Here is a 26,379-nt window from a genome sequence, read left to right on the forward strand (position 1 = left end):
CCCCGCCGCCGCCAGGCCGAGGGCCAGGCCGCCGACCGCGCCGCGTCCGGACGCCAGGCGGTCGATGACGAGCTTGGTGAGCCAGGCGGTGGCGATCGGCGCGGCGGCGGTGGCGAGGGTGAGCAGCAGGTAGCCGGCCACCCCGGCGGGGGCGGCGCGGGCGGTGAGCGTCAGGGCCTCGCGGGCCGCCGCGAGCAGCGCGCGCGGGCCGGAGCCCCGGCTCATACGGTCGTTTCGAGGGGCAGGTCGTGCAGCCGCCCCCCGGTGGCGACGATCCGGTGGTCGGGGCCCAGCAGGTACAGGGCGGGCGTCCACTCGTTGCTGAACGCGGTGGAGACGGGACCGTCGAAGTCCTCCACGACGACGCGGGCGGACGGCGCGAGCGCGTCGACCAGCGCGTCGTCCTGGCCGGAGACCACGGCGAGGACGGTGGCGCGGTCGGCGGAGCGGGCGTGCTCGGCGATGCTGGGCGCCAGTTTGTGGCAGGGGTCGCAGCCGGCGGAGAAGAACGCGACCACGCCGACCAGGTCGGTGTCGGAGACGCTCTCCCCCGCGGTGGTGACGGCGGTGAACGCGGCGGGGCTCTTCCCCGGTCCCAGGGCGACGGGCGGTCCGGCGTTCATGGCGCCGTGGCCGCCGCCGTGGTCACCGTGACCGTCGCCGCGTTCCCGCATCATGCGGGCCAGGCGCAGGGTGAGCAGCAGGTTGAACACGCCGAGCAGGCCGACGAGCACGACCGCCGCGGTCAGGTAGGGCATCAGTGGCTCCCTGCGAACAGGTCGACGAGGTCGTCGAAGGAGACGATGAGCAGCCCCGCCACGAGCCCGGCGGCCGCGGCGACGGCGAGGCCGGCGGCGGGCGCGGCGCCGCCGGGCGCCAGGGCTCCGGCGGACGCGGCGGCCAGGAGCACGCCGTTGCGGACCAGGTGGCGGGGGCCGAGCGGGGCGGCGGAGGCGCCGAAGCAGCGGCAGGGGGCGCGGCGGCCCCGGCGCAGCGCGCCCGCGATCGCGACGGTGAACGCCGCCAGCAGCACCAGCGCGACCCCGAAGCCGAGGGTCCGGGTCGCGGGCACCGCCAGCAGGACGGGGACCGCCGCCTCCAGGGCGATGACGGTGTGGGCGAGCGGCCCGAGCAGGCGGGCCGGGAGCGAGGGGACCAGGTCCGGCACCGATCGGGCGAAGCCCGCGCGGTCGCGGAGCTTGGTGAACGCCGAGACGGCGAAGACCAGGCCGATGAGACAGGCGAAGGCTGCGGGAAGGTACTGCACGGCACCCCTTCGTACCGCCGGGCGCGGGCGGCCCGGCCCGACCGGCTCAGGGAGGGCCGGGCCGCCCGCGGTGGTTCAGCGGACTCCGGTCAGCACCTGCCGATCGGGTTGGTGTTGCAGCCCTCGTTCAGGCAGCACATCCGCAGGTACTTGATGCCGTTCTTGCAGAACTCGTAGCGGCTGCAGCCCGCGTCCACGGTCTCCTTGTGGGCGACGCGGGCGAGTACGCGGTCGATGAGGCGGGTCATGACGCCTCCTCCTTCCCGGCCGGGCTCCCGGCCGATCGGCAAGCAGGAAGATCATCTGTAGCTTGGCATTTTCGGCGCAAGGAAAAACGGCCCGTTTAATCATCCAAACGCGTTCCGGCTGGCCGACGCGTTTCGGACAGGGGCTTGATGATCATCCCTGAGCACCTAAATGGACACTAAACATACTTTTCAGGTTCGTTTATCGGTGCGTCAGGGACCGGAGGCGGGGTCAGCCCGCGGGGACCGCGTCCTGCTCCCCCAGCCACGCCACGATGCCCTCCAGGGCGTCGCGACAGCCGCCGCAGCCGGTGCTGGCGCGGGTCCCCTCGGCGACCTCGTCGGCGGTGCGGGCCCCCTTCTCCCAGCAGGCGCGGATCTGGCCCTTGGAGACGTTGTTGCAGTGGCAGACGGTGGCGGCGTCGGGCATCCGCAGCGGCGAGTCGGCGGTCGCGGCGCCCTCCATGCCGGGGAAGAACAGACTGAGCCGGTCGCTGGGCGCGGGGGCGGAACGGTCGTACAGCTGGGTGAGGGTCCCGGCGGTGCTGGTCTCGCCCAGCAGGATCGCGCCGATCACGCGGTCGTCGCGGATCGCCACCTTCTTGTAGGTGCCGCGGCTGGGGTCGGTGAAGCTGAGCACCTCCACCTCGGGGTCGTCGTCGCCGTGGTGGGTCTCCCCCATCGCGACCAGGTCCACGCTGGCGGCCTTCAGCCGGGTGATCTGCCGCGCGCCGGTGAAGCGGGCGCGGTCGTCGGCGCCGGTGAGCAGGTCGGCCAGGACCGTGGCCTGCTCCCAGGCGGGGGCGACCAGCCCGTAGACGGTGCCGTCGTGCTGGGAGCACTCGCCGATCGCGCGGACCGCCGGGTCGGTGACCGAACGGAGGGTCCCGTCCACGATCACGCCCCGGTCCACCTCCAGGCCCGCCGCGCGGGCCAGGGTCGTCTCGGGACGGACGCCGCAGGCCAGCACGACCACGTCGGCGTCCAGCCGCTCCCCGGTGGCCAGCCCGACCCCGGCCACCCGCTCCCCCCCCACGTGCAGTGCGGAGACGGTGACGTCCAGGCGGGCGCGGATCCCCAGGCGGCCGAGGGTCCGCGCCAGCACCCGGCCGGCGCCGGGGTCGAGCTGACGTTCCATCAGGTGCCCGGCCAGGTGGACGACGGTGACCTCCAGGCCCCGCCCGGCCAGGCCGCGGGCGGCCTCGATGCCCAGCAGCCCACCGCCGACGACCACGGCGCGCCGCGCCCCGTCGGCGGCGGCCAGGATCTCCCGGCAGTCCTCCAGGGTCCGGAACGCCACCGCCCCGGCGGGCAGGCCGCCCTCGGTGCCGGGGATCGGCGGGACGAAGGCGGTGCTGCCGGTGGCCAGCACCAGCGTGTCGTAGGGGACGGCGGTGCCGTCGGAGGCGTGCACGACCCGGGCGGCGCGGTCGACGGAGACGACCTCGACGCCGAGCCGGGCGTCGACGTCGTTGCGTCCGTACCAGGCGGGGTCCACCAGGCTGATCTGGTCGGGCGCGGCGGTCCCGGCCAGCACGTTGGACAGCAGGATCCGGTTGTAGGGCTGCTGGCGTTCGGCGCCGAAGACGGTCACCGGGACCTGCCGGTCGCGGGCGCGGATCTCGGTCACCAGCCGGGACCCGGCCATGCCGTTGCCGATGATGACGATGCTCATGCGTTCACTCCGAGAGGTTCCAGCCGGACGGCGCAGACCTTGAACTCCGGCATCCGGGAGGTCGGGTCGAGGGCGGGGTTGGTCAGCAGGTTGGCGCGGCCCTCCCCCGCCCAGTGGAAGGGCATGAAGACGGTGTCGTGGCGGATCGCGGTCGTCAGCCGGGCGCGGGCGGTGGCGGCGCCCCGGCGGCTGGTGACGCGCACCTCGTCGCCGTGGGCGATGCCGAGGCGCTCGGCCAGGTCCGGATGGATCTCCACGAACGGTTCGGGCGCGGCCTCGGTGAGCGCGGCCACCCGGCGGGTCTGCGCGCCGCTCTGGTACTGGGCCAGCACCCGCCCGGTGGTGAGGGTGACGGGGTAGTCGGCGTCGGTCGGCTCGGCCGGGCCGTGGTGCTCGACCGGGACGAACCGGGCGCGGCCGTCGGGGGTGGCGAACCGGTCCAGGAACGGGCGGGGCGTGCCGGGGTGGTCCTCGCCGGGGCACGGCCAGAACACCCCGCCCTCGTTCTCGACGCGCTCGTAGGTGATGCCGGAGTAGTCGGCCAGGCCCCCGGCGCTGGCGGCGCGCAGCTCGTCGAACACCTCGGCCGGTTCGGTGGACCACTTGCCGGGGGCGTCCAGGCGGTCGGCGAGCGCGGCCAGGATCTCCAGGTCGGTGCGCACGCCGGGCGGCGGCGGCAGGGCGCGGCGGCGGCGCAGCACGCGGCCCTCCAGGTTCGTCATGGTGCCCGACTCCTCGGCCCACTGGGCGGTGGGCAGCACCACGTCGGCGCGGGCGGCGGTCTCCGACAGCACGAAGTCGGCGACGACCAGCAGGTCCAGGGAGTCCAGGCGTTCGGTGACGGCCAGGGCGCGCGGCGCCGACACCACCGGGTTGGAGCCGAACAGCAGCAGCGCCTTCGGGCCCTCCGCGGTGCCCAGCGCCATCAGCAGCTCGTAGGCCGAGCGCCCCGGCCCGGGCAGGTCGCCCGGGTCGACGCCCCACACCCCCGCCACGTGCGCGCGGGCGGCGGGGTCGTCGATGCGGCGGTAGCCGGGAAGCTGGTCGGCCTTCTGGCCGTGCTCGCGCCCGCCCTGGCCGTTGCCCTGCCCGGTCAGGCAGCCGTAGCCGGAGCCCTCGCGTCCCGGCAGGCCCAGGGCGAGCGCCAGGTTGATGAGCGCGGTGACGGTGTCGACGCCCCTGGCGTGCTGCTCGGCGCCGCGCGCGGTGAGGATGTAGGAGCGTTCGCCGCGCGCCAGCAGCCGCACCGCCTCGCGCATCTGCGGCACCGGGACGCCGGTGATGCGTTCGACGCGGTCGGGCCAGTAGGCGTTGACGGCGGTGCGGACCGCCGCGAACCCGGTGGTGCGTTCGGCGATGTAGTCCTCGTCGAGCAGGCCCTCCATGACCGCCAGGTGCAGCAGGCCGTTGGCCAGCGCCAGGTCGGTGCCGGGGGCCGGTTGCAGGTGCAGGTCGGCCTGGCGGGCGGTGGCGGTGCGGCGCGGGTCGACCACCACCAGCGCGCCGCCGCGTTCGCGCATGTCGGTCAGGTGCCGCACGAACGGCGGCATCGTCTCGGCGACGTTCCCGCCCACCAGCAGGATCGCGTCGGCGCGCCCCAGGTCGGTGATCGGGCCGGGCAGTCCGCGGTCCATCCCGAACGCCCGGTTCGACGCGGCGGCGGCCGACGACATGCAGAACCGGCCGTTGTAGTCGATCTGGGAGGTGCGCAGCGCGATCCGGGCGAACTTGCCGAGCTGGTAGGCCTTCTCGTTGGTGAGCCCGCCGCCGCCGAACACCGCGACCGCGTCGGGGCCGTGCGCGGCCCGCAGCCGCCGCGCCCGGGCGGCGATCCGGTCCAGCGCCTCGTCCCAGGTGCACGGCTCCAGCGGCGCGCCGCGCCGGGCGCGCATCAGCGGCGTGGTGATCCGGTCGGGGACGGTCAGCAGCTCGGCGGCCGTCCAGCCCTTCTGGCACAGCCCGCCCCGGTTGGCGGGCACGTCGTCGCGGGGCGTGACCGTCAACGGCCCGGCGCCGTCCAGCCGCATGCCGCACTGCAGCGCGCAGTAGGGGCAGTGCGTCGCCGTCGAGCGCGGGGTCGCGGTGGGTGGAAGGGTCGCGGTCATGATGCCGAGACTCGACAGTGCCCGTTTCGCGTCCGCGTCCCGCGTGTGACCCGGCCGTTAAAAGCCCCTCACACCGTCCCGTTCGGCAAGGTCAGAACGATCGTGACGGTTCCGGCGAACGGCACTGACGATCACGTGTCAAGTGTTGTTGCGCTTTGTCAAGGTCCATTCGGAGCCGCCGTCGTGGGGGGCGAACGGATCGACGGCCGACCGTGGAGATCTTTTACGGATGCGGCCGGAGCTGTGCCGAGGGACGCATGACCGCCCGCCCGGCGCGCCTACCCTCGGAGCATGCCCGACGCTGCTTACTACGCCTCCCTGCCACGCACGCGCGGCGCCGCCGCGGCCCTGCTGCTGGACGATCTGGGCCGGGTCCTGCTGGTCAAGCCCACCTACAAGGACGGCTGGTTCCTGCCCGGCGGGGTGATCGAGGCGGGCGAGTCGCCGCTGGAGGCGTGCGTGCGCGAGTGCCAGGAGGAGCTGGGCCTGGTGCCCCGCCTGGACGGCCTGGTCTGCGTGGACTGGGCGCCGCCGCGCGACAGCGTCGTGGACGCCGCCAACGTGTTCGTGTTCGGCGGGGCGATCTCCGGCGCCGAGATCGAGGCGATCCGGCTGCCGGCCGACGAGCTGTCGGACCATGTGCTGGTCGCGCCGGAGAAGGTGCCCGAGCTGGCCCCCTCGCACATCTCCCGCCGGATGGATCCGTGCCTGCGCGGCATGGCCGAGCACCGCGCCGTCTACCTGGAGGACGGCCGCGAACCGGTCTTCGGCGTCGCCGAGGCCTGACCCCGGCGGCCCCCGGTCACGGGGCGCCGAGGAACCCGACCAGCTCCGTGACGAAGGCGGGCTCGCGGACCGCCCCGAGATGGTCGCCGGGCACGGTGCGCAGCCGCGCGCCGGGGACGGCGCCGGCGAGCACCTCCGGACGCGCGGCCAGCGGGTCGTCCTCGCCCGCCAGGACGAGCGTGGGCGCGGTGACGGCGTCCAGGTCGATCGGCTTGTCGTGCACCGCCGCGGCCTGGGCGGCCAGGGCGGCGCGGTCGCCGCCGACGGCGTCGACGAACGCGCGGAAACCGGCGGCGGACGGATCGGTGATCGAGGCGGGGTCGTCGGTGTTCAGGGCGTGCTGGAGCGCCGGGCCGCCGATCACCCGGGTGTCCACGCCGCCGAGCTCGACCACCCCGGCGCCGACGCCCCCGACGACCAGCCGCCGCACGCGCCGGTCGCGCACGGCCGTCAGCAGCGACACGACCGCGCCCATCGAGTACCCGGCCAGGTCGAACGACGGCGCGCCGAGCAGGTCCACCAGCGTCGACACGTCCTCGGCCATGCGGGCCTCGCCGTAGCGGGCCGGATCGTGCGGCTTGCCGGAGTCGCCGTGCCCGCGCGCGTCGATGGTGACGACCCGGCGTCCGGCGGCGGTCAGCGCGGCGACGACCCCCGGCATCACCCAGTTCGTCTCGCCGCTGGCGATGAAGCCGTGGTGCAGCAGCACCAGGGGGAGATCCGACTCCCGCTCCCACACCCGGTAGGCGATCGTGACACCGTCGGTGGCGGTGAAGGTCGGCATGCGGCGGTCCTTTCCCGGCGGCCGTCGGGGAGCCGCCCGCGCGGAGGCCCTCCGAGGCCGGGGGCCTCCCGCCGCTCAGGCCGGAACGCTGTCGCGGACCTGCCTGCCCCGTTCGGGATCGGCGGCGCGGGCGCAGTGGGCCGAACAGTACCAGTGCCGGTCCACCTCCATCCCGTGCCCGAGGATCCGGCACTCGCAGTGCTCGCAGATCGGCGCCATCCTCGTGATCGCGCACTCGAACGAGTCGAACGTGTGCACGCTCCCCTGGGCGTGCACCTCGAACGACAGCTCGTAGTCGTTCCCGCAGACCTCACAGGTCGCCATGGCTGGTTCTCCCCCTCCCCCGTGGCATCGCGACAGGGGACCTACCCCGCCCCGGAGCGCGCTATCCCTGGCGCTCCGGGGCGGGACCCGGTCAGACGCCGGCTTCGGCCAGGCTGGTGCGGACGCCGCCCACGGTCACCTTGCGCAGGTAGCACGCCCAGGTCAGCACCACGCACACCCCGTAGAACCCCGCCAGCGTCAGCAGCGCCGGGCCGATGCCCCCGCTCTGCTCGATCGAGATCCGGAACGCCTGCTGGATCAGCACCCCGCCGGCCGCGCCGACCGCCGAGATGATGCCGATCGCCGCGGCGGCCGTGCGGCGCGCCCGGGTCGTCGCCCGCCGCACCGCGGCCGGGTCGGCGGTGTCCACCTCCGCCAGCTCCCGCGCCCGGAAGATCGCCGGGATCATCTTGTAGGTGGAGCCGTTGCCGATCCCGGTGGTGACGAACACCAGCAGGAACGCGCCCAGGAACAGCCCCCAGCTCCCGGCCCCCACGGCGGCGGCGACCACGGCCACGCCGAGGCCCATCACGAAGAAGTTCACCATCGTCACCCGGGCCCCGCCGAACCGGTCGGCCAGCCAGCCGCCCAGCGGCCGCGCCAGCGACCCGGCGCACGCGCCCAGCCAGATGAAGTTCGCGCCCTTGACGTCGGGGAACTGGCTCTTGATCAGCACGCCGAAGCTGAACGAGTACCCGATGAACGACCCGAACGTCCCGATGTACAGCACCGACATGATGACCGTCTGCCGGTCGCGGGCGCCGGCGGCCATCTCCCGCAGCGTGTACGCCGAGGTCGCCCTGGTCAGGTTGTTCATGAACAGGTAGGCGCACACGGCGGCGACCAGGATCAGCGGCATCCACACCCAGCCGACCGCGACCAGCCCGAACGCCACGATCAGCGGCGGCATCGTCAGCTGGGTCACGCTGGTGCCGAGGTTGCCGCCCGCCGCGTTCAGACCGAGCGGCAGGCCCTGCCGGGACGCCGGGTAGAAGTGGGTGATGTTGGCCATCGAGGAGGCGAAGTTCCCGCCGCCCAGACCGGTGGTCGCCGCGATCAGCAGCAGCGCCCAGAACGGGATGTCCGGGTTGTTCACCGCGTACACGAACAGCCCGCACGGGATCAGCAGCAGCAGCGCGCTGACCACGGTGAAGTTGCGCCCGCCGAACCGGGCGGGCGCGAAGGTGTAGGGGATCCGCATCGCGGCCCCGACCAGGTTGGGCACGGTCGTCAGCCACAGCGTCTGCCCCACCGTCAGCTGGACGCCGACGCTCGGCAGGTGGAGCACCGCGATGCTCCACAGCAGCCACACCGAGAACCCCAGGTGCTCGGTGAGGATCGAGAAGACCAGGTTGCGGGCCGCCACCCGCCGCCCGGTGGCCGCCCAGAACCGCTCGTCGTCGGGGTCCCAGTGGTCGATCCAGCTCCGCCCCCGGGACGTTCTCGACGGGGCGGCGTGATCGGTCAGCGCCGTCATGCCCTTCCTCCAGGTGTCGTGCGGAACGCCCGGACCGGGCGCGTCGCACCTGGAAAACTAGGAAGGGCCGGTTACACGGGGCGGCACGCGGTGTACCCGCCGTGCAACATCCCTCGCACAGGCGACATCAGGCGTTGTGAAGGGCCTCAGGAACGGTGGACGCGCCGCCGCGCCGTCCCGGCGGCCTCCTCCGGCCACAGCGGCGAGCGTCCCGACGACCGCAGCACCGACTCCCACGGGTCGCCGGACCCCAGCGGCAGGTGCGGAACGCCCCAGTGCCACGCCGACACCAGCAGCCCGGGGTCCTCGGGCCGGTAGTCCTCGCCGAGGGCGCGCGCCAGGTCCCAGGCGTGCAGGTGCCACTCCACGCACGCCGCCCCGGCGTGGTCGCCGACGGTGTACTTGGTGCCCCGGTAGATCAGGTGGGTGCGGTCCCACCGGTCGGGCATCAGGTCGGCGTAGGCCCCCGCCGCCACGGTGAACGCCATGATCCGGCTGAGGCCGTGCTCGGCGGGCAGCACCGCCAGCTCGGCGGCGTTCTGCCGGGCCTGCTGGCGGATCAGCACGGCGGTGGCGGCGTCCTGGGCGAACAGCTTGGCCAGCCGGCTGTCGGGCGAGTCGTGCAGGTACTCCAGGTAGTTCTCGGCCACGCACCGCAGGTGCCCGGCCAGGTCGATCACCTGCCACTCGTCGCAGGGGGTCGGCGCCGCCCAGTCCTCGACCCGCGCCGCGAGGGCGCGAATCGCCCGCACCCCGTCCTGGTAGCACTCCAGGACGCGATACCGGTCCGGCGGCGTGCACTCCACCTGCTTACCATCCCCCCGCGTTCTGGGCACCGCGCACCGGCACCGCCCCCTTCACCGGAACGCCCTCCCCTCGCGCCGGGCCGTCTCATGCGACGCGGCGCGCGTACGGTACGCGCGCCGCGGCACGGCTCCGGTGCGGGACGTCCCGACTTTCCCCAAGAGGGCAGACTCTCAAAGTTCGACGACCGGTGCCACTCGGTGACGCTGTGTCGCCGGGGACGCCGTGCCGCCCGGGCGGGTCAGGCGGGCACCGCCGGAGGGGTGCGGTAGCTCAGCCGGTGCGCCTCGCGCGCGGTGCGCAGCCGGTCCACCTCGTCGGTCCACGGCCGCACGGCGGGCCTGGCCCTGCCCTTGCGGCGCTCGATCTCGGCCGCGCGGCGCGCCTTGGCGTCGGCGCCCTCGGGCGCGTACCCCCGGGGCCCGATCGCGACGCGCTCGGCGGCCTCGGCGGCCTCCACGGCGGCGGTCAGCGCCCGGTCGAACGCGATCATCAGCTCGCGGATCTCCGCGTCGGACCGCCGCTCGGCCTGGGCGGCGCGCAGCGCGTGCTCGGCCTCGGTGGCGGCCGTCACCCGCTCCCGGTAGGCCTCGGCGAGCCGCCGGTCGGCCTCGACCGGTTCGGCGACGTCCTTGCTCACCCGGCGCCCTGGCAGCAGCGGCATGGCGACACTCCTCGACCCTCGGTGATCTTCCAAATCGGACCGGTCCCAAGAGTACGCTCGGGGCTGCCCGATTGTGACCGGAGACACCAAAGTTTCTCCCTTTACGCGGTAAGGTCAGGCTGGTCGCGCATCCGTTCGCGCGTCGCGTCCGAAGACAGCGGTGTGACGCGAACACAGATCTCCGCTCCCCCGGGCCCCCGGTCCGCGCGCGGGCGGGGCCCTTGGGTGTGGGCCGGGTGCGGGCTGCTGGCGGCGACGCTGGTCGCGCAGTGCGCCTCGGGGGTGCGGGCGCGGCCGGTGGGGCTGACCGGCGCGATCGTGCTGCTGGTCGCGGCGACGGCGGTGGCGTTCGCGGCGGGGCGGTACGGGCCCGGACGGGCGGCGGGCGCGCTCGGCGGGGCGTTCGCGGTCGGGTACGCCGCCGAGTGGACCGGGGTGCGCACCGGGGTGCCGTTCGGCGAGTACCGCTACACCGGGGTGCTCCAGCCGCAGGTCGGGGACGTGCCGGTCGCGGTGGCGCTGGCGTGGGCCGGGATGGGACTGGCGGCGTACGCGGTCGCGACGGCGATCACGGGGCCGGTCGCGGGGAACGGCGCGGCGCGGGCGCTCCGGCTGCTCGTGGGCGCGGCGGCGCTGACCGCCTGGGACCTCTTCCTCGATCCGCAGATGCTGCGGCTGGGGCTGTGGGAGTGGGCGCGTCCGGGTCCCTACCGGGGCGTGCCGCTCACCAACTTCGCGGGGTGGCTGGCGGTGTCGCTGCTGCTGATGGCGGTGGTCGACCGGGTGCTGGCGGGCCGGGGGCGGCCGCCAGCGGGGCTGGTGGCGGTGTACACGGCGATGGCGGTGATGGAGACGGTCGCGTTCGCCCTGGTGTTCCGGCCGACCGATCCGCTGGTCGCGGCGGCCGGCGGCGTCGCGATGGGGGTGCCCGCCGCGCTGGCGTGGACCCGGCTGGTCGGGAACGCTCCGGTGGGGAGGCGTCGGTGAGCGACGTGGTGGTGGTCGGCGGCGGCGTCGGCGGGATGACGGCGGCGCTGCTGCTGGCCCGGCAGGGGCGGCGGGTGCGGCTGTACGAGCGGCTGGACCGGCTCGGCGGCAAGCTCGCCGAGCACCGCCGCGACGGGTTCGCCTTCTCGGTCGGCCCGTCGCTGCTGACGCTGCCGGAGGTCTTCCGGGAGCTGGGGGTGCCGGTCGACCCGGTGGAACCGGCCGAGCTGTGCCGCTACCGCTTCGCCGACGGGTCGGAGCTGACGGCCCTCCGCGACCCGCGGCGCATGGCCGCGGAGGTGGAGCGGCTCGCCCCCGGCGAGGGCCGGGCGTGGCTGCGGTTCCACGACTGGGCGCGGGGCTGCCTGGAGGCGGCGCGGCGCACGTTCTTCGCCGGGCCGCCGACCCGGCCGCCCCGCGCGGCGCGGCCGGGCGACCTGCTGGCGACCGCGCCGGGCCGCACCCTGGACGGTCTGGCCCGCGGGTTCTTCCGCGACCCCCGGCTGCGGCAGTACGTGGGGCGGTACGCCACCTACGCCGGGTCCAGCCCCTACCGGGCCCCGGCGGCGCTGGGCTGCGTCCCGGCGATCGAGCACGGCACGGGCGGCTGGTACGTGCCCGGCGGCCTGCCGGTGCTCGCCGACGCGCTGGCGGCGCTGCTGAAGGAGGCGGGCGTGGAGGTGCACCTGAACGCGCCGGTCGCCCGGGTCCTGGCCGACTCCGACCGGGTGCGGGGGGTGGGGCTGGCGTCCGGCGAGCGGGTGCGGTCGGACGTGGTGGTCGCCAACACCGACGCGGCGGCCCTGTACGGGCGGCTGCTGCCCGACCGGCGGCGGCTGCGCCGCGTCGCCGGGCTGGGCCTGTCGTCGTCGGGGTTCCTGATGCTGGCGGGGGTGGAGGGTCGCACCGAGGGCCTGGCGCACCACTCGGTCGTGTTCTCCGCCGACTATCCGCGCGAGTTCGACGACATCTTCGTCAGGCGGCGCCCGCCGGAGGACCCGACGGTCTACATCGGCTGCTCGAAGGTCGACGACCCCGGCCAGGCCCCCGACGGGTGCGAGAACTGGACGATGCTGGTGAACGTGCCCGCCCGCGACCCCGGGCGCTGGCCGCTGCCGCCGGAGTCCTACCGCGACCTGGTGCTGGAGAGGCTGGCCGAGCGCGGCCACGACCTGGCGGGACGGCTGCGGTTCGTCGACCTGCTCACCCCCGCCGACCTGCGGGAGCGTTACGACTGCTGGGGCGGGGCGATCTACGGGCCGGCCTACGACGGCGCGCTGTCGCCGTTCCGGCGGCCGGGCAACCGGGGACCCCGGCGCGGCCTGTACCTGGTCGGCGGGTCGGCGCATCCCGGCGGCGGGCTGCCGCTGGTGGCGATGGGCGGCCGCATCGTCGCCGCGATGGTGGACGAGGACTTCCCGAGATGGGCGGGCCGGTGAACACACCGCCCCTCCCCCTGTCGGGACCCACGCCGCTGAGGCCCGCACTGCCGAGGCCCGCACTGCCGAGGCCCGCGCGGCTGGGATCCGCACCGCTGAGGTTCGCGCCGCTGAGGTTCGCGCCGCTGAGGTTCGCGCCGCTGAGGTTCGCGCCGCTGGCCCTCGCGCAGGGGGCGGCGGCCGCGGTGGTGCTGGCGCGGCTGGCGCGGGGCCGCCGCAGGCGTCCTCCGCTGGAGCCGCGCGAGGGCGCGCCGGGGTCGGTGTCGGTGGTGGTCCCGGCGCGCGACGAGGAGCACCGGATCGGGCCGTGCCTGCGGGCGCTGCGCGCCGACCCGGCGGTCGCCGAGGTGATCGTGGTGGACGACGGGTCGCGCGACCGCACCGCCGGGGTCGCCGCCGGGCTCGGCGCGCGGGTGCTGCCCGGCGCGCCGCTGCCGGAGGGCTGGGTCGGCAAGCAGTGGGCGCTGCGCCAGGGCGTCGAGGCGGCGCGGCGGGAGACGGTGGTGACGCTGGACGCCGACGCCCGGCCCCGTCCCGGGCTGGTCGGGGCGCTGGCGGCGCTGCTGGACGACCACGACCTGGTGACGGTGGGGCCGCGGTTCGTGTGCGACGGGGTCGCCGAGCAGGCGCTGCACGCCTCGTTCCTGGCGACGCTGGTGTACCGGTTCGGGCCCGTCGGCCCGGCCTCCCCTCCCCCGCCGCACCGGGTCCTCGCCAACGGCCAGTGCATGGCGTTCCGCCGCACCGCGATGCGGGCCGCCGACGGGTTCGCGCGGGTGCGCGGCCACCTGACCGACGACGTGGCGCTGGCGCGGACGCTGGCCCGCGACCGGTGGCGGGTGGCGTTCCTGGACGCGGGCGGCCTGCTGGAGGTGGACATGCACGCCTCGGCCGCCGAGGTGTGGCGCGAGTGGGGGCGCTCCCTGCCGCTGGCCGACGTCACCGGTCCGGCGGGCCGCGCGGCCGACCTGGCGGTGGTGTGGCTGGCGGCGGCCCTGCCGGTCGCGCGGCTGGCGCTGGGCCGCCCCACCCGGCTGGACCTGGGCCTGCTGGCGGTGCGGGGTCTGCTGACGGTGGCGCTGCGGTCCAGCTACGCGCGGCCCGGACCGGGGCTGGCGCTGTCGCCGCTGCTGGACGTGGCGACCGCCGTGCGGCTGACGCAGGCCACGGTGCGTCCGGTCCGCACGTGGCGGGGCCGGACCTACCCGCGGGGCCGGACCCGCCCGGCCCTCACGCGTCCCGCCCCGCCAGCGCCGCCTGCCCGAACCGCAGGCCGATGAGCGACATCAGCAGGCCGGTCGCCGCCACCGCCGGGACGGGCGCGAACCACAGTTGCAGCACCGGCAGCGAGAACACCGCCACCCGCGCCCCGACCGCGAACGAGGCGGCCTTCCCGACGAGGACGAGCAGGGCGATGCCGACCCCGAACGCGGGCGGGCAGATCACCGCGAAGCCCCCGGCGAAGGTGAGGATCGACCGGCCGCCCCGGAATCCGGCGAACACCGGCCAGGCGTGCCCGACCATCGCCGCCGCGACCGCCGCGTACACCGGCACGAGCGCGGCACCGGCCGACAGCCCGGCCGCCAGGCCGGCCAGACCGGCGAGAACGCCCTTGGCCATGTCCCCGGCGAAGACCGGGGCGGCCGCGCGCCAGCCGAGCAGTTCCCTGACGTTCCAGAACCCGGGGTTGCGGTCGCCGGTGTCGCGCGGGTCGAACCCGTGCGCGCGGCACACCAGCACCGCGACCGGGACCGAGCCGAGAAGGTAGCCGCCGATGACGGCCGCGAGCAGAGCGGGCACGAACGGATCGAGCACGGATGGGTCGAGCACGGATGGATCGAGCACGGGCGGGACGGTCATCGTGTCCTTCCACCTGGTCAGGTACGCGCGCGTGGACGCCATGCGGTACATGGCCCTCGACCGGCCGGTGCTGCGCGGCACCGGCGGCCTGAGGTTCTGGCGGCTGCTGGGCACCGCCCGGGGCGGCTCGATGGGCCTGAGCGCCGATCCGCGCCGCTGGGCGACGCTGGCGGTGTGGGACGGGGAGGCCGCGCTGGAGGGGTTCCTGTCCCGCTCGCCGATCGCGCGGCGCTGGCGGGAGGAGGCCGTGGAGTCCTGGCACGTGCGGATGGCGCCGCTGCGCGCGCACGGCCGGTGGGGCGGGGTGGAGCCGTTCGGCACGCCCTCCCCCGGCGGCTCCCCCGGCGCGTCCGGCCCGGGGGGCGGGCCGGTGGCGGTGCTGACGCGGGCGTCGATCCGGCCGTCGCGGCTGGTGGACTTCTACCGGGCGGTGCCCGCCGTGGAACGGGACCTGGCCGCGCAGGACGGCTGCCTGGCGTCGGTGGGGATGGGCGAGTGGCCGGTGGCGCGGCAGGCGACGTTCTCGCTGTGGCGCGACGCCGCCGCCGTCGGCGGGTTCGCGCACCGCACGGCCTCGCACCGCCGGGTGATCGGCCGGGTGCGCGAGCGCGGCTGGTACGCCGAGGAGCTGTTCGCGCGGTTCGCGCCGCTGTCCAGCGAGGGCACGTGGAACGGCGTGGACCCCCTGCGCCCCGGGTGACTCAGCCATCGGCCCGGCCGCCGGCCCGGTCACCGGCCGCCAGGTCGCGGGCGACCGCGCAGGCCCGCGCCAGGGCGCGGGGGCTGGAGGAGCCGTGCGCGACCACGACGGTCCCGGCCAGTCCCAGCAGGGCCGCGCCGCCGTGGGTCTCGGGGTCGTAGAACGCGGCCACGCGCCGCAGGTCGGCGGGCGCGGCCAGGCCCTGGCGCGCCACCAGCTCCAGGGTGGCGCGGACGGTGCCCTCGATGTTCTTCAGCACGACGTTGCCGGTGAACCCGTCGCTGACCAGCACGTCGACCGCGCCGGTCAGCACGTCGTGGCCCTCGACGTTGCCGGCCGACCGCACCGGCAGCGCCGCGACCAGCTCGGCGGCGCGGCGGACCAGGCGGTTGCCCTTGCCGGGCTCGGCGCCGATCGTCAGCAGGCCCACGCGCGGGTCGGCCACGCCCAGCACGCGCCGGGCGTAGCCGGCGCCGAGGGTGGCGAACTGCGCCAGCATCTCGGGGGTGGGGTCGGCGGTGGCCCCGGCGTCGACCAGCACGGTCGCGCCGCCCGCCAGGTTCGGCAGCGCGATCGCCAGGGCGGGGCGCAGCACGCCCTCGGCGCGGCCCACCGTCCGCACCGCGCAGGACACGACCGCGCCGGTGGACCCGGCCGACACCAGGCCCGCGCCGTCGCGGTCGCGCACCGCCCGGCAGCCGACGGCCAGGCTGGACCGCTCCCGGCCCAGCGCGCCGGGGCCGCGTTCGGTCATCGGCACCACGTCCTCGGCGTGCAGCACCCCGACCTCGCCGGTCGCGCCGTGCCGCCGCAGCCGGTCGGCGATCTCGTCGGCGCGGCCGGCCAGCAGCACCGGCACGCCGTGGTCGCGGACGGCCAGGACCGCGCCGGGCACGGTGGCGTCGGGGCCGCGGTCGCCGCCCATGGCGTCCAGCACGACCGGCGCGCCCGTCACGGCGTCCCCGCGGTCACGCGCAGCTCGCCGCGCCGGGCGACGGCGGCGGCCAGCAGATTCCGCGCGAAGATCGACGCCCGGTCGCGGCGCGGCACCCGCGCCCGTTCGGCCAGCACGTCGTGCCCGGCGGCCTCGATGCGCTGCAGGATGCCGCCGTACAGCAGCAGCGCGGCGCGGACGCACGGCCGGGAGGAGGGCGCCAGCAGGTCGATGCCGGGCACGGCGCGGCGGTAGTGGTCGCGGGCGCGCCCGGCCTCGAACGCGACCAGGTCCCGCACCCGCCGGCCGGCGACGCCGCCGCGCAGGTCGTCGTCGGTGACGCCGAACCGGTCCAGGTCGGCGCGCGGCAGGTAGACGCGGCCGCGGCGCAGGTCCTCGGCGACGTCGCGCAGGAAGTTGGTGAGCTGGAAGGCCAGGCCGAGCTGGCGGGCGGGTTCGCGAGCGGCGTCGCGGGCGCCGGGGACGGTCTCCAGCACCGGCAGCGTCATCGTGCCGATCGCCGCCGCCGAGCCCTCCATGTAGCCCAGCAGGTCGTCGTAGGTGTCGTAGCGGGTGACGGTGAGGTCGGCGCGCATGGAGCGCAGGAAGACGCGCACGTCGGCGTGGTCGATGTCGAAGGCGCGGACGGTGTGCGCGAACGCCGGGACCACCGGGTCGTCGACCGGCTCGCCCTTCAGCGCCAGGTTCAGCCGTTCCTCCAGCCGGTCGAGGGCGGCCGCGCGGTCGCCGGTCATGGTGAAGGAGTCCACGATCTCGTCGGCGTGGCGGGCGAACCCGTACAGCGCGTGGACGTGGCGGCGTTTCCAGCCGGGCAGCAGCAGGGTGGCCAGGTAGAAGGAGCGGCCGTGGCGGGCGTTGAGCAGGCGGCAGCGTTCGTAGCCGGCGGACAGCGTCATCGGGGGCTGGGTCATCGGGGGCGGGGTCATCGTGGGCTGGGTCATCGCGCACTCTCCAGGACGCGTTCGGCGGCCAGGCGGCCGGAGATCAGGACCGGGGGGACGCCCACGCCCGGCGCGGTGAACATCCCGGCCAGGTGCAGGCCGGGAACGCGGCGGGGCGCGCCGGTCGGCCGGAACCAGGCCGTCTGGGTGAGGCGGTGGTCCAGGGCGAAGGGGGTCCCGGCCGAGTGGCCGAGGCGGTCCCAGGCGGGCGGGTCCAGGACCAGGCGGGGCGCGCCGGACAGGTCGCCGTACCCGAGGGCGCCCAGGCGCTCCAGCAGCCGGTCCTGGAGTTCGGCGCCCCGGCGTTCCCAGTCGACGGTCCCGCGCAGGTTGGGCGCGGGTTCCAGGGCGCTGAGGGTGACGTGGCCGGGCGGGGCGGCGGTGGTGTCGGCGGCGGGGCGGGTCACCAGCAGGCTCGGGTCGGGCTGGGGGCGCCCGGCCGCCAGCGCGGCGAACGTGCGGTGCCACTCCCGGCCCAGGTGGAGGGTGTGGTGGGCCCGGCCGGGCGGGGGCCGGTCCAGGCCGAAGTGCATCACCAGGCAGGACGGCGAGTGGCGCGGGGCGCGGGTGCGCCAGTCGGCGGCGCCGGGCGGCAGCATCCCGTCCAGGGCCCGGGGCAGGTCGCAGGTGACGATGACGTGGCGGGCGGGGATGCGTTCGCCGCCCTCCAGCCGGACGCCGCGCACGCCGTCGGAATCGGCCTCGACGCGTTCCACGCGCGTCCCGTACCGGAACCGCGCCCCGTGCTTCTCGGCGACGTCGGCCAGGGCGCGCGGGATGGCGTGCATGCCGCCGTGCTCGGGGAAGTAGACGCCGCCGACGGTGTCCATGTGGGCGATGACGGCGTAGACGCCCAGGGCGCGCCGGGGCGGCAGGCCGACGTAGAGGGACTGGAAGGTGTGGGCGCGCACGAGGCGGTCGTCGGTCAGGTGGCCGCGGGCCAGCCGGTCCAGCCGCCGGAACCCGCCCATCCGCGCCAGCCTCAGCAGCGCCACGGGGCGGGCCAGGGAGCGCAGGCGGGTGGTGTCGGCGTTGATGAACACCGGCCAGGCGGCCTCGAACATCTCCCCCAGGTGCCGCCGGAACCGCCGGTACCGCTCGGCCTCGGCGGGGCCGCACAGCGCCGCGACCCGCTCGACCATGGCGTCCTCGCCCTCGACCACGTCCAGGTGGGTGCCGTCGTGGTAGGCGATGCGGTAGGAGGGGTCCAGGCGGCGCAGCGGCAGCCGGGTGCGCAGGTCCTCCCCCGCCGCGCCCAGGATCTCCGCCAGCACCTCGGGCATCGTCAGCACCGACGGGCCGGTGTCGAACCGGTAGGGGCCCACGCGGGCGGTGCCGCAGCAGCCGCCCGGCTCGTCGCGCGCCTCGACCACCCGCACGGCGCGTCCGGCGGCGGCCAGGCGCACGGCGGCCGCCAGCCCGGCGAGCCCCGCGCCGACCACCACGATGGGATCGTCGTCCATGAACCGCTCCTCGTGATCGCTCACCGCGTCTTCGGAGCCGGGCGGGGCCGCGGATGCGTCCGGTGGCGATCCGTTGGCGACCGGTTCCGCCGATCCGTGCCGCGGGTGCCGCCACGGCGTCGGTGGGACCTGCGATGATCGGGGGAACGCACAGGGAAGCGGCCCACGACTGCGAGGCCCGGGACGGAAGGCACTGACAGCGCATGGTCCGGCAGCCACAGATCAACGCCCAGAACCGCCCGCCGCTGACCATCGAGCGGATCATCGAGTCGGCGCTGCACATCATCGACGGCCAGGGCCTTGGACGGCTCACCATGCGCCGCCTCGGGGACTCCCTGGAGGTCGAGGCGATGGCGATCTACCACCATCTGCCGCGCGGCAAGGAGCAGTTGCTGGACGGGCTGGTCGCGCACGTGGCCGCCGCGCCCGCCGACGCGACCGGCGCGGCCGGGTGGCGCGACGCGCTGCGCCGCTGGGCGATGGCCTACCGGGCGCGGCTGCTGGAGCACGCCGGGGTGCTGCCGCTGCTGGTCACCGGCCGCAACCCCGCCGCGCTGACCGAGACGGTGCTGTCGCTGCGGGAGATCCTGCGGCAGGGCGGCGTCCCGGAGGCCGCGGCGGCGACCGCCGCGCACACCCTGCTCGGCTTCGTGATCGGGCACGCCGCGCTGGAGGTGCGCGGCACGGCCGCGTGGGCCGAGACGGTGCGGGCGGTGGAGGGCCCGGTGGACTGGGACGCGCGGTTCAGTGGGGGCCTGGACCTGGTGCTGAACTCGGTCAACCCCGGTTAGGAACGGACGCCCTTTTCACGGGGGATTCCTTTTCCCATACTCCCTGGAAAGTCAGGAAAAGAGTCAGGGAAATGCGGGGGAAATGTTGCCGAGCGGAGCCGGGGTGACGCTTTCGGTGACAACCGGCATCCGCTTTGGCAACTTTCTCCAAGAACCTCAGGAAACGGTTTCGGTGGCCCTGGGAAGGGGTAGCCGGTCCACGTCGAAGGACGAGGCGGTGACCGTTCCGTCCGGGCCGACCAGCGCGAAGGTCGGATAGGCGCTGACGGCGAACGCCTTTCCCATCGGACCGCCCGTCTCCTCGACGACCACCTCGGCGGCCTCGCCGAGGACGGCGCGGTGGGCACGGGTCTCGGCCTCGCCGCCATGCAGGACGGCGACGGCGCGGTGACCCGCCGCCAACTGGGCGAACTTCGGCAACTGGGCCTCACAGGCGCCGCAGTCGGGCGAGAAGAAGCCGACGACGGCGCCGCTCAGCGAGTCGCGCGTCAGGGTCTCCCCCGCCGCCGTCACCGCCGCGAACTCCGGCACGGCGGCGCCCGCCGGAAGGATCAGGTCCGTCTCGCCCTCGCGCCGCCGCAGCCGGCGGACCACCCCCAGGGTGAGCAGCAGATTGAACAGGCTCAGCACGGCGAGCAGGACGACGGCCGCGACCAGGTAGGGCATGGTGACCTCCGCACCGGACTCCGGTGTCCGATCATGATCAGGCTGCGGGCAATGTAACCCATCGACAGTTTCCGCGCCAGGGAGATGATCACTGAATTATCAACTCTTGCGCTTTCGGAAGGAGCGACCTACCTTGATCATCGTTCGGTCCGTTCCAACTGGGAGGTGCTTTATGGCACGCATTCTCGGCACGATGAGCGACAGGCTGCTCGGCGCGGTTCTTCGGGAGAAGACCGCCGGCGCGTGCGTTCCCGAGCACGGTTCGTTCTGCTACTGCCGGTCCGGTTACCGGTACACCATGAACTGCTACGGCATCTGCACCAAGCAGACCACCCGCTGCTGACCTGCGACACGGGATCCGGCGGGCCACCATTGATCACGATGGGTCGCGATGAGTGACGTGTCCGGCCGGGACCCGGCCGACGCCCCCCGGGACGGGGAACCGTCCCGGGGGCGCCGGTTGCGTCCCCGCGTCGCCGCCATGGCGGTGGCCATGCAGTTCCGGGCCGCGCCGTTCGGCGCGTGGGCGCTGCTGGCCGCCACCGTCGTCGCCGGGGCGGGACCGGCGGCCGTCGCCTGGTGCGGCAAGCTGCTGTTCGACGAGCTGGGGCGCGGCGGCGCCGCCGACGCGGCGCGGGCGGCCTGGCTGGCGGCCGCCCTGGGGATCGCGGGGCTGGTGCTCGCGGTGACGGCGCAGGCCGCCGGGTACCTGGACGACCTGGTGCGCCAGCGGCTCGCGGTGGACGTCGAACGCCGCCTGTTCGCCAAGGTCAACGAGTTCCGGGGGCTGCGGCGGTTCGAGGACCCGGCGTTCCACGACCGGCTGCGCCTGGCGGCGCAGGCCTCGGCGGACGCCCCCCACAACATCACCGGCTTCTGCCAGCAGACCGTCCAGGCGGTGGCCACGGTGGGCGGCTTCCTCGGGGCGTTGCTGGCGGTGTGGCCGCCGATGGCCCTGCTGCTGCTGGTCTGCGGCGCGGCCGCGCTGGTGTCGAGGCTGGCGCTCGCCCGCCGCCAGATCGAGGTGGCCGAGAGCGTGTCGGGCCGGTACCGGCGGCAGGTGTTCTACCGGTCGCTGCTGACCGACCCGCGCGCGGCCAAGGAGATCCGGCTGTTCGGGCTGGGCGGCTTCCTGCACGGCAGGCTCGTGGCGGCCGTCGGCTCGGCCAGCGCGGCGGAGCTGGCCGTCAAGCGGCGCGGCGCCCTCGTCCAGGCGGGGTTCGCGGCGCTCAACGCCGTCGTCACCGGTGGCGGGGTGCTGCTGGTGGTGGTCGGCGCGGCCCAGGGCCGCTTCACCGTCGGGGACGTCACCCTGTTCGTCGCCGCGACGGCGGGCGTGCAGGGGGCCTTCACCGGGGTGGTCCTCCAGGCGGGCGCGGCCGCCGAGGCGGTCCGGCTGTTCGGGCACTACGCCGACCTGCTGGAGACCCCCGATGACCTGACGCCGGGTTCGGACCCGGTGCCGAGGCTGAGCGGGCGGGTGGAGTTCCGCGACGTGTGGTTCCGCTACGACGAGGACGGCCCGTGGATCCTGCGCGGGGTGGACCTCGTCCTCCCGGCCGGGAGCGCGGTGGGGCTGGTGGGCCGCAACGGCGCGGGCAAGAGCACGCTGGTGAAGCTGCTGTGCCGGTTCTACGACCCCGACCGGGGCGCGATCCTGTGGGACGGCCGCGACCTGCGCGAGCTGGACGTGGCCGAGCTGCGCGCCCGCATCGGGGTGACCTTCCAGGACTACCTGACCTACGACCTGTCCGCGCGCGACAACATCGGCGTCGGCGACCTGCCGCACCGCGAGGACGAGGAACGCGTGCGCGCCGCCGCGCGGCTGGCCGACATCGACACCGTGCTCGCCGCCCTCCCGAACGGCTACCGCACCCAGCTCAGCCGCGTCCACCACGACGAGGAGGACGAGGACGGGGACCTCGCCGGGAACGGGGTGATGCTGTCGGGCGGGCAGTGGCAGCGGGTCGCGCTGGCGCGGTCGCTGATGCGGTCGGGCGCCGACCTGCTGGTGCTGGACGAGCCCAGTTCCGGGCTGGACGCCGAGGCCGAGCACCGCGTGCACCGCACGCTCACCGCGCACCGCGCCGGGCGGACCGGCCTGCTGATCTCCCACCGGCTGGGCGCGCTGCGCGCCGCCGACACGCTGGCGGTGCTGGCCGACGGGCGGATCGTCGAGACCGGCACCCACGAGGAGCTCATGCGGCGCGGCGGGCACTACGCGAGGCTGTTCGCCCTCCAGGCCGAGGGCTACCGGGACGACGTTCCCCTCGACGGGGCGGAGGCGGCCCGGTGACGGCGGCACGCACGGTTCCGGTCGGCGCGGTCGCCGTCGCCGCCGTCGCGGTGTGGTCGCTGCGCCGCCGCCTCACCCTGGTGCGGGTGGCGGGCGGCAGCATGGCCCCCACCTACGCCGACGGCGACCGGCTGCTGGTGCGCCGCACCCGGCGGGTGCGGCGGGGCGAGGCCGTGGTGTTCCGCAACCCGGTCGCTCCCCCGGGCGGCGTGCCGGATCCCCCGTGGCTGGTGAAGCGGGTGGCGGCGGTGCCGGGCGACCCGGTCCCGGAGGAGGTCCGCCCGGCGGTGCGCGCCACGCCCGGCGCGACCGTCCCGCCGGGGAGCCTGGCGGTCAGCGGAGACGCCGAGCGCAGCCAGGACTCGCGGCACTTCGGGTACGTCCCCGCCCGGGACGTCGTCGGCGTCGTCCTGCGCCGTCTGTGACGGTCAGGCGGCGGGCACCAGCGCGCCGTCGCGGGCGACGAGGGCGGCGTAGCGGCCGCCCAGCGCCATCAGCTCGTCGTGGGTGCCGCGCTCCACGACGCGTCCCCGGTCCAGCACGACGATCTGGTCGGCGTCGCGGACGGTGGACAGGCGGTGGGCGATGGTGATGGTGGTGCGGTCCCGGCTCAGCTCGTCGATCGCCCGCTGGACGGCGCGTTCGGTGCGGGTGTCCAGCGCGCTGGTGGCCTCGTCCAGCACCAGCACCGGGGGGTCGCGCAGGATCGCGCGGGCCAGCGCCAGGCGCTGCTTCTCGCCGCCGGAGAAGCGGTGGCCGCGTTCGCCGACGAGGGTGTCGTAGCCGTCCGGCAGCGCGGCGATGTGGTCGTGGATCTGGGCGGCGCGGGCGGCGGCCTCCAGCTCGGCGTCGGTGGCGTCGGGCCTGGCGAAGCGCAGGTTGTCGGCGACCGAGGCGTGGAACAGGTAGGTCTCCTGGGCGACGACGCCGACCGCGCGGGTCAGGTCGGCGAACGACAGGTCCCGCACGTCCACCCCGTCGATGGTGACGCGGCCGGAGGTGACGTCGTACAGGCGCGGCACCAGCTGGCCGAGGGTGGACTTGCCCGCGCCGGTCGCTCCGACGACCGCCAGGGAGGTGCCCGCCGGGACGGTCAGGTCCACCTCGCGCAGCGTGGGCTCGGCGTCCGGGTCGTAGGAGAAGCCGACACCCTCGAAGCGGACCTCGCCGCGCGCCTTCGGCAGCGGCGTGGGGTCGGCGGGCTCGGTGATGTCGGGCTCCAGGTCCAGGTACTCGAAGACCCGCCCGAACAGCGCCATCGAGCTCTGCACCTCGACGCCGGTCTGGAGCAGCATCACCATCGGGCGCAGCAGGCCCGACTGGAGGGTGGTGAACGCGACCAGCGTGCCGACCGACACCAGCGGGCGGCCCTGGGTGACGGTGAGCCCGGCGACCCAGTAGATCACCGCGGGCATCGCGGCCATGACGATGCCGATGGTGGACTGCCGCCAGCGCCCGGCCATGCTGGCGCGGATCTCCAGGTCGACCAGGCGGCGCGACTCGCCGGCGAACCGTTCGGTCAGCGCGGGCGAGCGGCCCATGGTGCGGCCCAGCAGGACGCCGCTGACCGACAGCGACTCCTCCACGATCGCCGACATCCCGGCGAGCTGTTTCTGGCGTTCGCCGGTGATGCGCTTGCGCTCCTTGCCGACGCGGCGGCTGATCCACACGAAGAACGGCAGCATCGCCAGCGACACCAGCGTCAGCCGCCAGTCCAGCACCAGCATCGCGACGACGGTGGCGACCACGGAGGTGAAGTTGGAGACCAGGGAGGTGGCGGTGGAGGTGACGGTCGACTGCATCGAGCCGATGTCGTTGGCGATGCGCGACTGGACCTCGCCGGTGCGCGTGCGGGTGAAGAACGCCAGCGGCATCCGTTGCAGGTGGGAGTAGACGGCGGTGCGCAGGTCGTGCATGACGCGCTGGCCGACGCCGGTGGACAGGTAGGTCTGCAGCACACCGAACACGCTGGTGGCGACCGCGACGACGACCATGCCGAGGACCAGCAGCGTCAGCAGGCCGGTGCGGCCCCGTGGCAGGGCCACGTCGAGGATCTCGCGCAACAGGAACGGCGAGGCCAGGCCGACCAGCGACGACAGGCCGACCAGCAGGGCGACCACGGCCAGCCGGCCGCGGTAGGGACGGAACAGGCGCAGCACGCGCCGGGGCGGGACCGGGTACTTGTCGTCTCCGGGCTTCACAGGCGGCTCCTCTCGGGGTACATCCCCCTAACTGAGCTTTACTCATAATTATTCCATACAACTGTGAGGTAGGCTCTGAAGCATGGAGGACGACCTGGCCGACCTGCTGCTGCGCACCACCAGGCGGATCCGCCACGCCCAGTCGCGGCGCCTGGCGCCGCTCGGCCTCACCCCCTCCCAGGCGCGGGCCCTGCGGGTGATCGTCCGCGACGGGCCGCTGCGCATGGTGGACCTGGCCGACCGCCTCGGCGTGGTGCCGCGTTCGGTCACCACGATGGTGGACGGGCTGGAGGCGGCCGGGCTGGTGGGCCGCGCGCCCGACCCGGCCAACCGGCGTTCCCTGCTGGTCCGGCCCACCGAACGGGGCCACGACGCGCGCGTGCGGATGGCCGAGGCGCGCCGCGCGTCGGTGGAGGAGGTCCTGGCCCCGCTGTCGGCCGACCAGCGCCGGGCGCTGCGGGACCTGCTGGCCGTCATCGACGAGGCCCGCGACTGCGGTCACGGCGCCTGACGGCCGGGGACGCGGTCAGGGGGACCCTCCGCCCGAGTCACCGCCGGAGTCCCCTCCGCAGCCTCCCCCGTGGTCGGCGCCGTGGCCGGTCCCGTGGTCGTGCTCGGCGGCCTCGGCCTGCCGCGTGAGGTGACGTTCGAGCTGCTTGGCGGCGCGTTTCATGCGCCGCCCGTCGGGCGCCGGATTCGCGGTCGCGGAACGCAGGACGATCTTCGGGCGCGCCCATTCGGCCAGCTGCGGATCGGGGGTCTCGAAAATCCTTCTGAGCCTCGCGTCCTCGATGCCGGGCGCGCCCAGGACCGCGGCCCGCCGCAGCCCCTCCCCCGGATCGAGCGACAGCCGCCTGCGCAGCCGGCGGCTCCGGCGCAGCCCCCGGTCCCGCAGCGAGGCCGCGGCCAGCGACGCCGCGGGATGGGCGGCGATCCTGGTCAGGGCCCGCCAGAGCGGCAGTCCGGCCGGGGGGATCACTTCGAGGGCGGCGGCCTCGACCGGATGGTGGGACTCCGAACCCACCACCGTGACGCGCCGCCGGGCGGGCGCGATCTCGATCCGCCCGTCCTGCCGCAGCGCCACCAGGACGACCAGCGCGACCCGCTCCGCCCCACCACAGAGATACGCCGTCTCGTAGAGCTCCAGCTCACCGACGGAAACATCACGCCTGCCCACAAGGCCCCCTTCGCAGCCGAAGATCCAAGCGTGAACGGCTTCCCCCGCCGCCACTGGGCCCGGTGACACAAAAAGCCGGAAGGGCGCGCTTCATCCTCGCGGACGCTCCGGGGAGGTGGCTGCGCGCGGTCGTCGATCCGCGTTCGCCACGCCGACCCGTCCGACCGGCGCCCGGGGGGGGCGTGTGTTAGTCCTCCACCACCAGGATTTCGAGGGTTCGGGGGCCGTGGGGGCCTGGTGTCCGGGTGCCGCCGAGGTCGAGGGTCGCCGTCGGGCCGCTGATCCAGGTGAGGGGGCGGGCCGGGTCCAGGCGCGGCAGCGCCTCGGCGACCGTGCCGACGATCTGGTCGGCGTGGACCACGCACAGGTGGTGGTCGGGCACCAGCGACAGCGCGCGGCGGCCCTGGGCGCGCCCGCCGTCCAGCACGACCGTGCCGGTCTGGGCGACGGCGACGGCGCAGCCGGTGACCGCGCCGTCGCAGGACTCCAGCACCGCCGTGTCGGTCGCGGGCGTGTCGGCCAGGGCGTGGACGCCGTCGAGCTCGGCCAGCCAGCCGAACGGCAGGTCGGCGGGGACGATGACGCGCTTGGCCTCGCGGCCCCACAGCGCGGCGGCGACGGCGGTGGCCAGCTCGTCGGCGTGGACGTGGCGGACCGAGGCGCGGTGGTCGGCGACGCGCTCGGTGAACAGGGCGACCACGTCGGCGCGGTCGGCGGCCTGGTCGGGGCCGAGGCGCCGCCGGTAGCCGCGCGGCACCGGCACGGCCGTGCC

28 protein-coding genes and 1 pseudogene are annotated in these 26,379 nt (G+C 75.3%); 10 read left to right on the forward strand and 19 right to left on the reverse strand.

Going from position 1 to position 26,379, the window contains the following annotated elements; translation table 11 throughout:
- The 6 genes and pseudogenes from AKI01S_RS39005 to AKI01S_RS39025 form a co-directional block, all read right to left on the reverse strand.
- A pseudogene (locus AKI01S_RS39005) lies at positions 1 to 225 on the reverse strand (ABC transporter ATP-binding protein); the annotation flags it as partial.
- Positions 222 to 758 (reverse strand): peroxiredoxin family protein, encoded by a 537-nt coding sequence (locus tag AKI01S_RS39010; protein WP_067830038.1) that lies wholly within the window; start codon positions 756 to 758, stop codon positions 222 to 224. The pseudogene AKI01S_RS39005 and the gene AKI01S_RS39010, both read right to left, overlap by 4 nt.
- Entirely contained in the window at positions 758 to 1,267 is a 510-nt protein-coding gene (locus AKI01S_RS39015; RefSeq protein ID WP_067830040.1) for a MauE/DoxX family redox-associated membrane protein, read from the reverse strand. Before AKI01S_RS39015 ends, AKI01S_RS39010 begins: the two co-directional genes overlap by 1 nt.
- An 89-nt stretch (positions 1,268 to 1,356) precedes the next feature.
- Positions 1,357 to 1,515, reverse strand: coding sequence for a hypothetical protein (locus AKI01S_RS51285; RefSeq protein ID WP_157420480.1), 159 nt, complete (start codon positions 1,513 to 1,515; stop codon positions 1,357 to 1,359).
- 229 nt (positions 1,516 to 1,744) lie between these two features.
- A complete protein-coding gene (locus AKI01S_RS39020; RefSeq protein WP_067830043.1) occupies positions 1,745 to 3,187 on the reverse strand; it encodes an FAD-dependent oxidoreductase in 1,443 nt (480 codons plus the stop codon).
- Positions 3,184 to 5,292 (reverse strand): molybdopterin oxidoreductase family protein, encoded by a 2,109-nt coding sequence (locus AKI01S_RS39025; protein ID WP_067830046.1) that lies wholly within the window; start codon positions 5,290 to 5,292, stop codon positions 3,184 to 3,186. The genes AKI01S_RS39020 and AKI01S_RS39025 overlap by 4 nt, the downstream gene beginning before the upstream one ends.
- A 291-nt stretch (positions 5,293 to 5,583) precedes the next feature.
- On the opposite strand from AKI01S_RS39025, the gene AKI01S_RS39030 reads away from it, so the two are divergent.
- Complete coding sequence (locus AKI01S_RS39030) at positions 5,584 to 6,078, forward strand: NUDIX domain-containing protein (RefSeq protein ID WP_067830049.1); 495 nt, start codon at positions 5,584 to 5,586, stop codon at positions 6,076 to 6,078.
- Positions 6,079 to 6,094: 16 nt separating this feature from the next.
- On the opposite strand, the gene AKI01S_RS39035 is transcribed toward AKI01S_RS39030, so the two are convergent.
- The 5 genes from AKI01S_RS39035 to AKI01S_RS39055 all read right to left on the reverse strand — a co-directional run bounded on the left by AKI01S_RS39035 (position 6,095) and on the right by AKI01S_RS39055 (position 10,131).
- On the reverse strand, positions 6,095 to 6,862 hold the full coding sequence (locus AKI01S_RS39035) for an alpha/beta fold hydrolase (RefSeq protein WP_067830052.1): 768 nt from the start codon (positions 6,860 to 6,862) through the stop codon (positions 6,095 to 6,097).
- Positions 6,863 to 6,937: 75 nt separating this feature from the next.
- Positions 6,938 to 7,186, reverse strand: a complete 249-nt coding sequence (locus AKI01S_RS39040; RefSeq protein WP_067830055.1) for a metallothionein — start codon at positions 7,184 to 7,186, stop codon at positions 6,938 to 6,940.
- A gap of 91 nt (positions 7,187 to 7,277) precedes the next feature.
- Positions 7,278 to 8,663 carry an MFS transporter gene (locus AKI01S_RS39045; RefSeq protein WP_067830059.1) on the reverse strand — a complete coding sequence of 462 codons (1,386 nt, stop codon included), beginning with the start codon at positions 8,661 to 8,663 and terminating at the stop codon, positions 7,278 to 7,280.
- 146 nt (positions 8,664 to 8,809) lie between these two features.
- Positions 8,810 to 9,469, reverse strand: a complete 660-nt coding sequence (locus tag AKI01S_RS39050; RefSeq protein ID WP_067830062.1) for a maleylpyruvate isomerase N-terminal domain-containing protein — start codon at positions 9,467 to 9,469, stop codon at positions 8,810 to 8,812.
- 239 nt (positions 9,470 to 9,708) lie between these two features.
- A complete protein-coding gene (locus AKI01S_RS39055) occupies positions 9,709 to 10,131 on the reverse strand; it encodes a plectin (RefSeq protein WP_067830065.1) in 423 nt (140 codons plus the stop codon).
- A gap of 225 nt (positions 10,132 to 10,356) precedes the next feature.
- Between AKI01S_RS39055 and AKI01S_RS39060 the strand changes: the two genes are divergently transcribed.
- The 3 genes from AKI01S_RS39060 (at position 10,357) to AKI01S_RS39070 (ending at position 13,837) form a co-directional block, all read left to right on the forward strand.
- The gene (locus tag AKI01S_RS39060; RefSeq protein WP_245681956.1) at positions 10,357 to 11,118 is read left to right on the forward strand and encodes a carotenoid biosynthesis protein; all 762 of its coding nucleotides are present in this window, start codon (positions 10,357 to 10,359) and stop codon (positions 11,116 to 11,118) included.
- On the forward strand, positions 11,115 to 12,557 hold the full coding sequence (locus AKI01S_RS39065; RefSeq protein ID WP_067830068.1) for a phytoene desaturase family protein: 1,443 nt from the start codon (positions 11,115 to 11,117) through the stop codon (positions 12,555 to 12,557). The genes AKI01S_RS39060 and AKI01S_RS39065 overlap by 4 nt, the downstream gene beginning before the upstream one ends.
- Positions 12,558 to 12,745: 188 nt before the next feature.
- On the forward strand, positions 12,746 to 13,837 hold the full coding sequence (locus AKI01S_RS39070) for a glycosyltransferase family 2 protein (protein WP_369688764.1): 1,092 nt from the start codon (positions 12,746 to 12,748) through the stop codon (positions 13,835 to 13,837).
- Here AKI01S_RS39070 and AKI01S_RS39075 read toward each other — a convergent pair.
- Positions 13,788 to 14,459 carry a glycerol-3-phosphate acyltransferase gene (locus AKI01S_RS39075; RefSeq protein WP_245681957.1) on the reverse strand — a complete coding sequence of 224 codons (672 nt, stop codon included), beginning with the start codon at positions 14,457 to 14,459 and terminating at the stop codon, positions 13,788 to 13,790. The genes AKI01S_RS39070 and AKI01S_RS39075 overlap by 50 nt on opposite strands.
- On the opposite strand from AKI01S_RS39075, the gene AKI01S_RS39080 reads away from it, so the two are divergent.
- Positions 14,458 to 15,117 carry a spheroidene monooxygenase gene (locus tag AKI01S_RS39080; RefSeq protein ID WP_245681961.1) on the forward strand — a complete coding sequence of 220 codons (660 nt, stop codon included), beginning with the start codon at positions 14,458 to 14,460 and terminating at the stop codon, positions 15,115 to 15,117. The genes AKI01S_RS39075 and AKI01S_RS39080 overlap by 2 nt on opposite strands.
- Before the next feature lies 1 nt (position 15,118).
- On the opposite strand, the gene AKI01S_RS39085 is transcribed toward AKI01S_RS39080, so the two are convergent.
- From AKI01S_RS39085 to AKI01S_RS39095, 3 genes are read right to left on the reverse strand one after another with little or no spacing between them, the layout of a single operon-like run.
- The gene (locus AKI01S_RS39085; RefSeq protein WP_245681958.1) at positions 15,119 to 16,072 is read right to left on the reverse strand and encodes a phosphate acyltransferase; all 954 of its coding nucleotides are present in this window, start codon (positions 16,070 to 16,072) and stop codon (positions 15,119 to 15,121) included.
- A complete protein-coding gene (locus AKI01S_RS39090) occupies positions 16,069 to 17,013 on the reverse strand; it encodes a phytoene/squalene synthase family protein (RefSeq protein ID WP_245681959.1) in 945 nt (314 codons plus the stop codon). Before AKI01S_RS39090 ends, AKI01S_RS39085 begins: the two co-directional genes overlap by 4 nt.
- A complete protein-coding gene (locus tag AKI01S_RS39095) occupies positions 17,010 to 18,476 on the reverse strand; it encodes a phytoene desaturase family protein (protein WP_067830074.1) in 1,467 nt (488 codons plus the stop codon). Before AKI01S_RS39095 ends, AKI01S_RS39090 begins: the two co-directional genes overlap by 4 nt.
- Positions 18,477 to 18,679: 203 nt before the next feature.
- Here AKI01S_RS39095 and AKI01S_RS39100 point away from each other — a divergent pair, with 203 nt between their 5' ends.
- The gene (locus tag AKI01S_RS39100) at positions 18,680 to 19,267 is read left to right on the forward strand and encodes a TetR/AcrR family transcriptional regulator (protein ID WP_067830077.1); all 588 of its coding nucleotides are present in this window, start codon (positions 18,680 to 18,682) and stop codon (positions 19,265 to 19,267) included.
- A 156-nt stretch (positions 19,268 to 19,423) separates the two neighbouring features.
- Here the strand turns inward: AKI01S_RS39100 and AKI01S_RS39105 are convergent, their stop codons facing one another.
- The gene (locus tag AKI01S_RS39105; RefSeq protein WP_067830078.1) at positions 19,424 to 19,933 is read right to left on the reverse strand and encodes a TlpA family protein disulfide reductase; all 510 of its coding nucleotides are present in this window, start codon (positions 19,931 to 19,933) and stop codon (positions 19,424 to 19,426) included.
- Between the two features lie 172 nt (positions 19,934 to 20,105).
- Here AKI01S_RS39105 and AKI01S_RS52090 point away from each other — a divergent pair, with 172 nt between their 5' ends.
- Genes AKI01S_RS52090 through AKI01S_RS39115 form a run of 3 tightly spaced genes read left to right on the forward strand, consistent with a single transcriptional unit; the run spans position 20,106 to position 22,654 of the window.
- Complete coding sequence (locus AKI01S_RS52090) at positions 20,106 to 20,276, forward strand: hypothetical protein (RefSeq protein WP_169814089.1); 171 nt, start codon at positions 20,106 to 20,108, stop codon at positions 20,274 to 20,276.
- 48 nt (positions 20,277 to 20,324) lie between these two features.
- Positions 20,325 to 22,229, forward strand: coding sequence for an ABC transporter ATP-binding protein (locus tag AKI01S_RS39110; protein ID WP_084000683.1), 1,905 nt, complete (start codon positions 20,325 to 20,327; stop codon positions 22,227 to 22,229).
- Complete coding sequence (locus tag AKI01S_RS39115) at positions 22,226 to 22,654, forward strand: S26 family signal peptidase (RefSeq protein WP_067830081.1); 429 nt, start codon at positions 22,226 to 22,228, stop codon at positions 22,652 to 22,654. Before AKI01S_RS39110 ends, AKI01S_RS39115 begins: the two co-directional genes overlap by 4 nt.
- Positions 22,655 to 22,657: 3 nt before the next feature.
- Here the strand turns inward: AKI01S_RS39115 and AKI01S_RS39120 are convergent, their stop codons facing one another.
- The gene (locus AKI01S_RS39120; protein WP_067830083.1) at positions 22,658 to 24,430 is read right to left on the reverse strand and encodes an ABC transporter ATP-binding protein; all 1,773 of its coding nucleotides are present in this window, start codon (positions 24,428 to 24,430) and stop codon (positions 22,658 to 22,660) included.
- 82 nt (positions 24,431 to 24,512) lie between these two features.
- Here AKI01S_RS39120 and AKI01S_RS39125 point away from each other — a divergent pair, with 82 nt between their 5' ends.
- Complete coding sequence (locus AKI01S_RS39125; RefSeq protein WP_067830086.1) at positions 24,513 to 24,941, forward strand: MarR family winged helix-turn-helix transcriptional regulator; 429 nt, start codon at positions 24,513 to 24,515, stop codon at positions 24,939 to 24,941.
- A 15-nt stretch (positions 24,942 to 24,956) separates the two neighbouring features.
- Here AKI01S_RS39125 and AKI01S_RS39130 read toward each other — a convergent pair whose 3' ends face one another.
- Both AKI01S_RS39130 and AKI01S_RS39135 read right to left on the reverse strand, forming a co-directional pair.
- Positions 24,957 to 25,607: a TIGR04222 domain-containing membrane protein gene (locus AKI01S_RS39130; protein ID WP_067830089.1), complete on the reverse strand. Its 651-nt coding sequence runs from the start codon at positions 25,605 to 25,607 to the stop codon at positions 24,957 to 24,959.
- A gap of 187 nt (positions 25,608 to 25,794) precedes the next feature.
- The coding region (locus tag AKI01S_RS39135; RefSeq protein ID WP_067830109.1) for a LutC/YkgG family protein at positions 25,795 to 26,379 on the reverse strand (585 nt) is incomplete at its 5' end.

The organism is Actinomadura kijaniata NBRC 14229 (assembly GCF_001552175.1).
GTDB lineage: Bacteria > Actinomycetota > Actinomycetes > Streptosporangiales > Streptosporangiaceae > Spirillospora > Spirillospora kijaniata.

Bases quoted from the DNA above. Each gene is read 5' to 3' on its own strand.
- AKI01S_RS39035 (WP_067830052.1), bottom strand. From the start codon at position 6,862: ATGCCGACCTTCACCGCCACCGACGGTGTCACGATCGCCTACCGGGTG.
- AKI01S_RS39020 (WP_067830043.1), bottom strand. From the start codon at position 3,187: ATGAGCATCGTCATCATCGGCAACGGCATGGCCGGGTCCCGGCTGGTG.
- AKI01S_RS39105 (WP_067830078.1), bottom strand. From the start codon at position 19,933: ATGCCCTACCTGGTCGCGGCCGTCGTCCTGCTCGCCGTGCTGAGCCTG.
- AKI01S_RS39090 (WP_245681959.1), bottom strand. From the start codon at position 17,013: ATGACCCAGCCCACGATGACCCCGCCCCCGATGACCCAGCCCCCGATG.
- AKI01S_RS39125 (WP_067830086.1), top strand. From the start codon at position 24,513: ATGGAGGACGACCTGGCCGACCTGCTGCTGCGCACCACCAGGCGGATC.
- AKI01S_RS39095 (WP_067830074.1), bottom strand. From the start codon at position 18,476: ATGGACGACGATCCCATCGTGGTGGTCGGCGCGGGGCTCGCCGGGCTG.
- AKI01S_RS39075 (WP_245681957.1), bottom strand. From the start codon at position 14,459: ATGGCGTCCACGCGCGCGTACCTGACCAGGTGGAAGGACACGATGACC.
- AKI01S_RS52090 (WP_169814089.1), top strand. From the start codon at position 20,106: ATGGCACGCATTCTCGGCACGATGAGCGACAGGCTGCTCGGCGCGGTT.
- AKI01S_RS39100 (WP_067830077.1), top strand. From the start codon at position 18,680: ATGGTCCGGCAGCCACAGATCAACGCCCAGAACCGCCCGCCGCTGACC.
- AKI01S_RS39010 (WP_067830038.1), bottom strand. From the start codon at position 758: ATGCCCTACCTGACCGCGGCGGTCGTGCTCGTCGGCCTGCTCGGCGTG.
- AKI01S_RS39045 (WP_067830059.1), bottom strand. From the start codon at position 8,663: ATGACGGCGCTGACCGATCACGCCGCCCCGTCGAGAACGTCCCGGGGG.
- AKI01S_RS51285 (WP_157420480.1), bottom strand. From the start codon at position 1,515: ATGACCCGCCTCATCGACCGCGTACTCGCCCGCGTCGCCCACAAGGAG.
- AKI01S_RS39055 (WP_067830065.1), bottom strand. From the start codon at position 10,131: ATGCCGCTGCTGCCAGGGCGCCGGGTGAGCAAGGACGTCGCCGAACCG.
- AKI01S_RS39080 (WP_245681961.1), top strand. From the start codon at position 14,458: ATGCGGTACATGGCCCTCGACCGGCCGGTGCTGCGCGGCACCGGCGGC.
- AKI01S_RS39030 (WP_067830049.1), top strand. From the start codon at position 5,584: ATGCCCGACGCTGCTTACTACGCCTCCCTGCCACGCACGCGCGGCGCC.
- AKI01S_RS39040 (WP_067830055.1), bottom strand. From the start codon at position 7,186: ATGGCGACCTGTGAGGTCTGCGGGAACGACTACGAGCTGTCGTTCGAG.
- AKI01S_RS39025 (WP_067830046.1), bottom strand. From the start codon at position 5,292: ATGACCGCGACCCTTCCACCCACCGCGACCCCGCGCTCGACGGCGACG.
- AKI01S_RS39110 (WP_084000683.1), top strand. From the start codon at position 20,325: ATGAGTGACGTGTCCGGCCGGGACCCGGCCGACGCCCCCCGGGACGGG.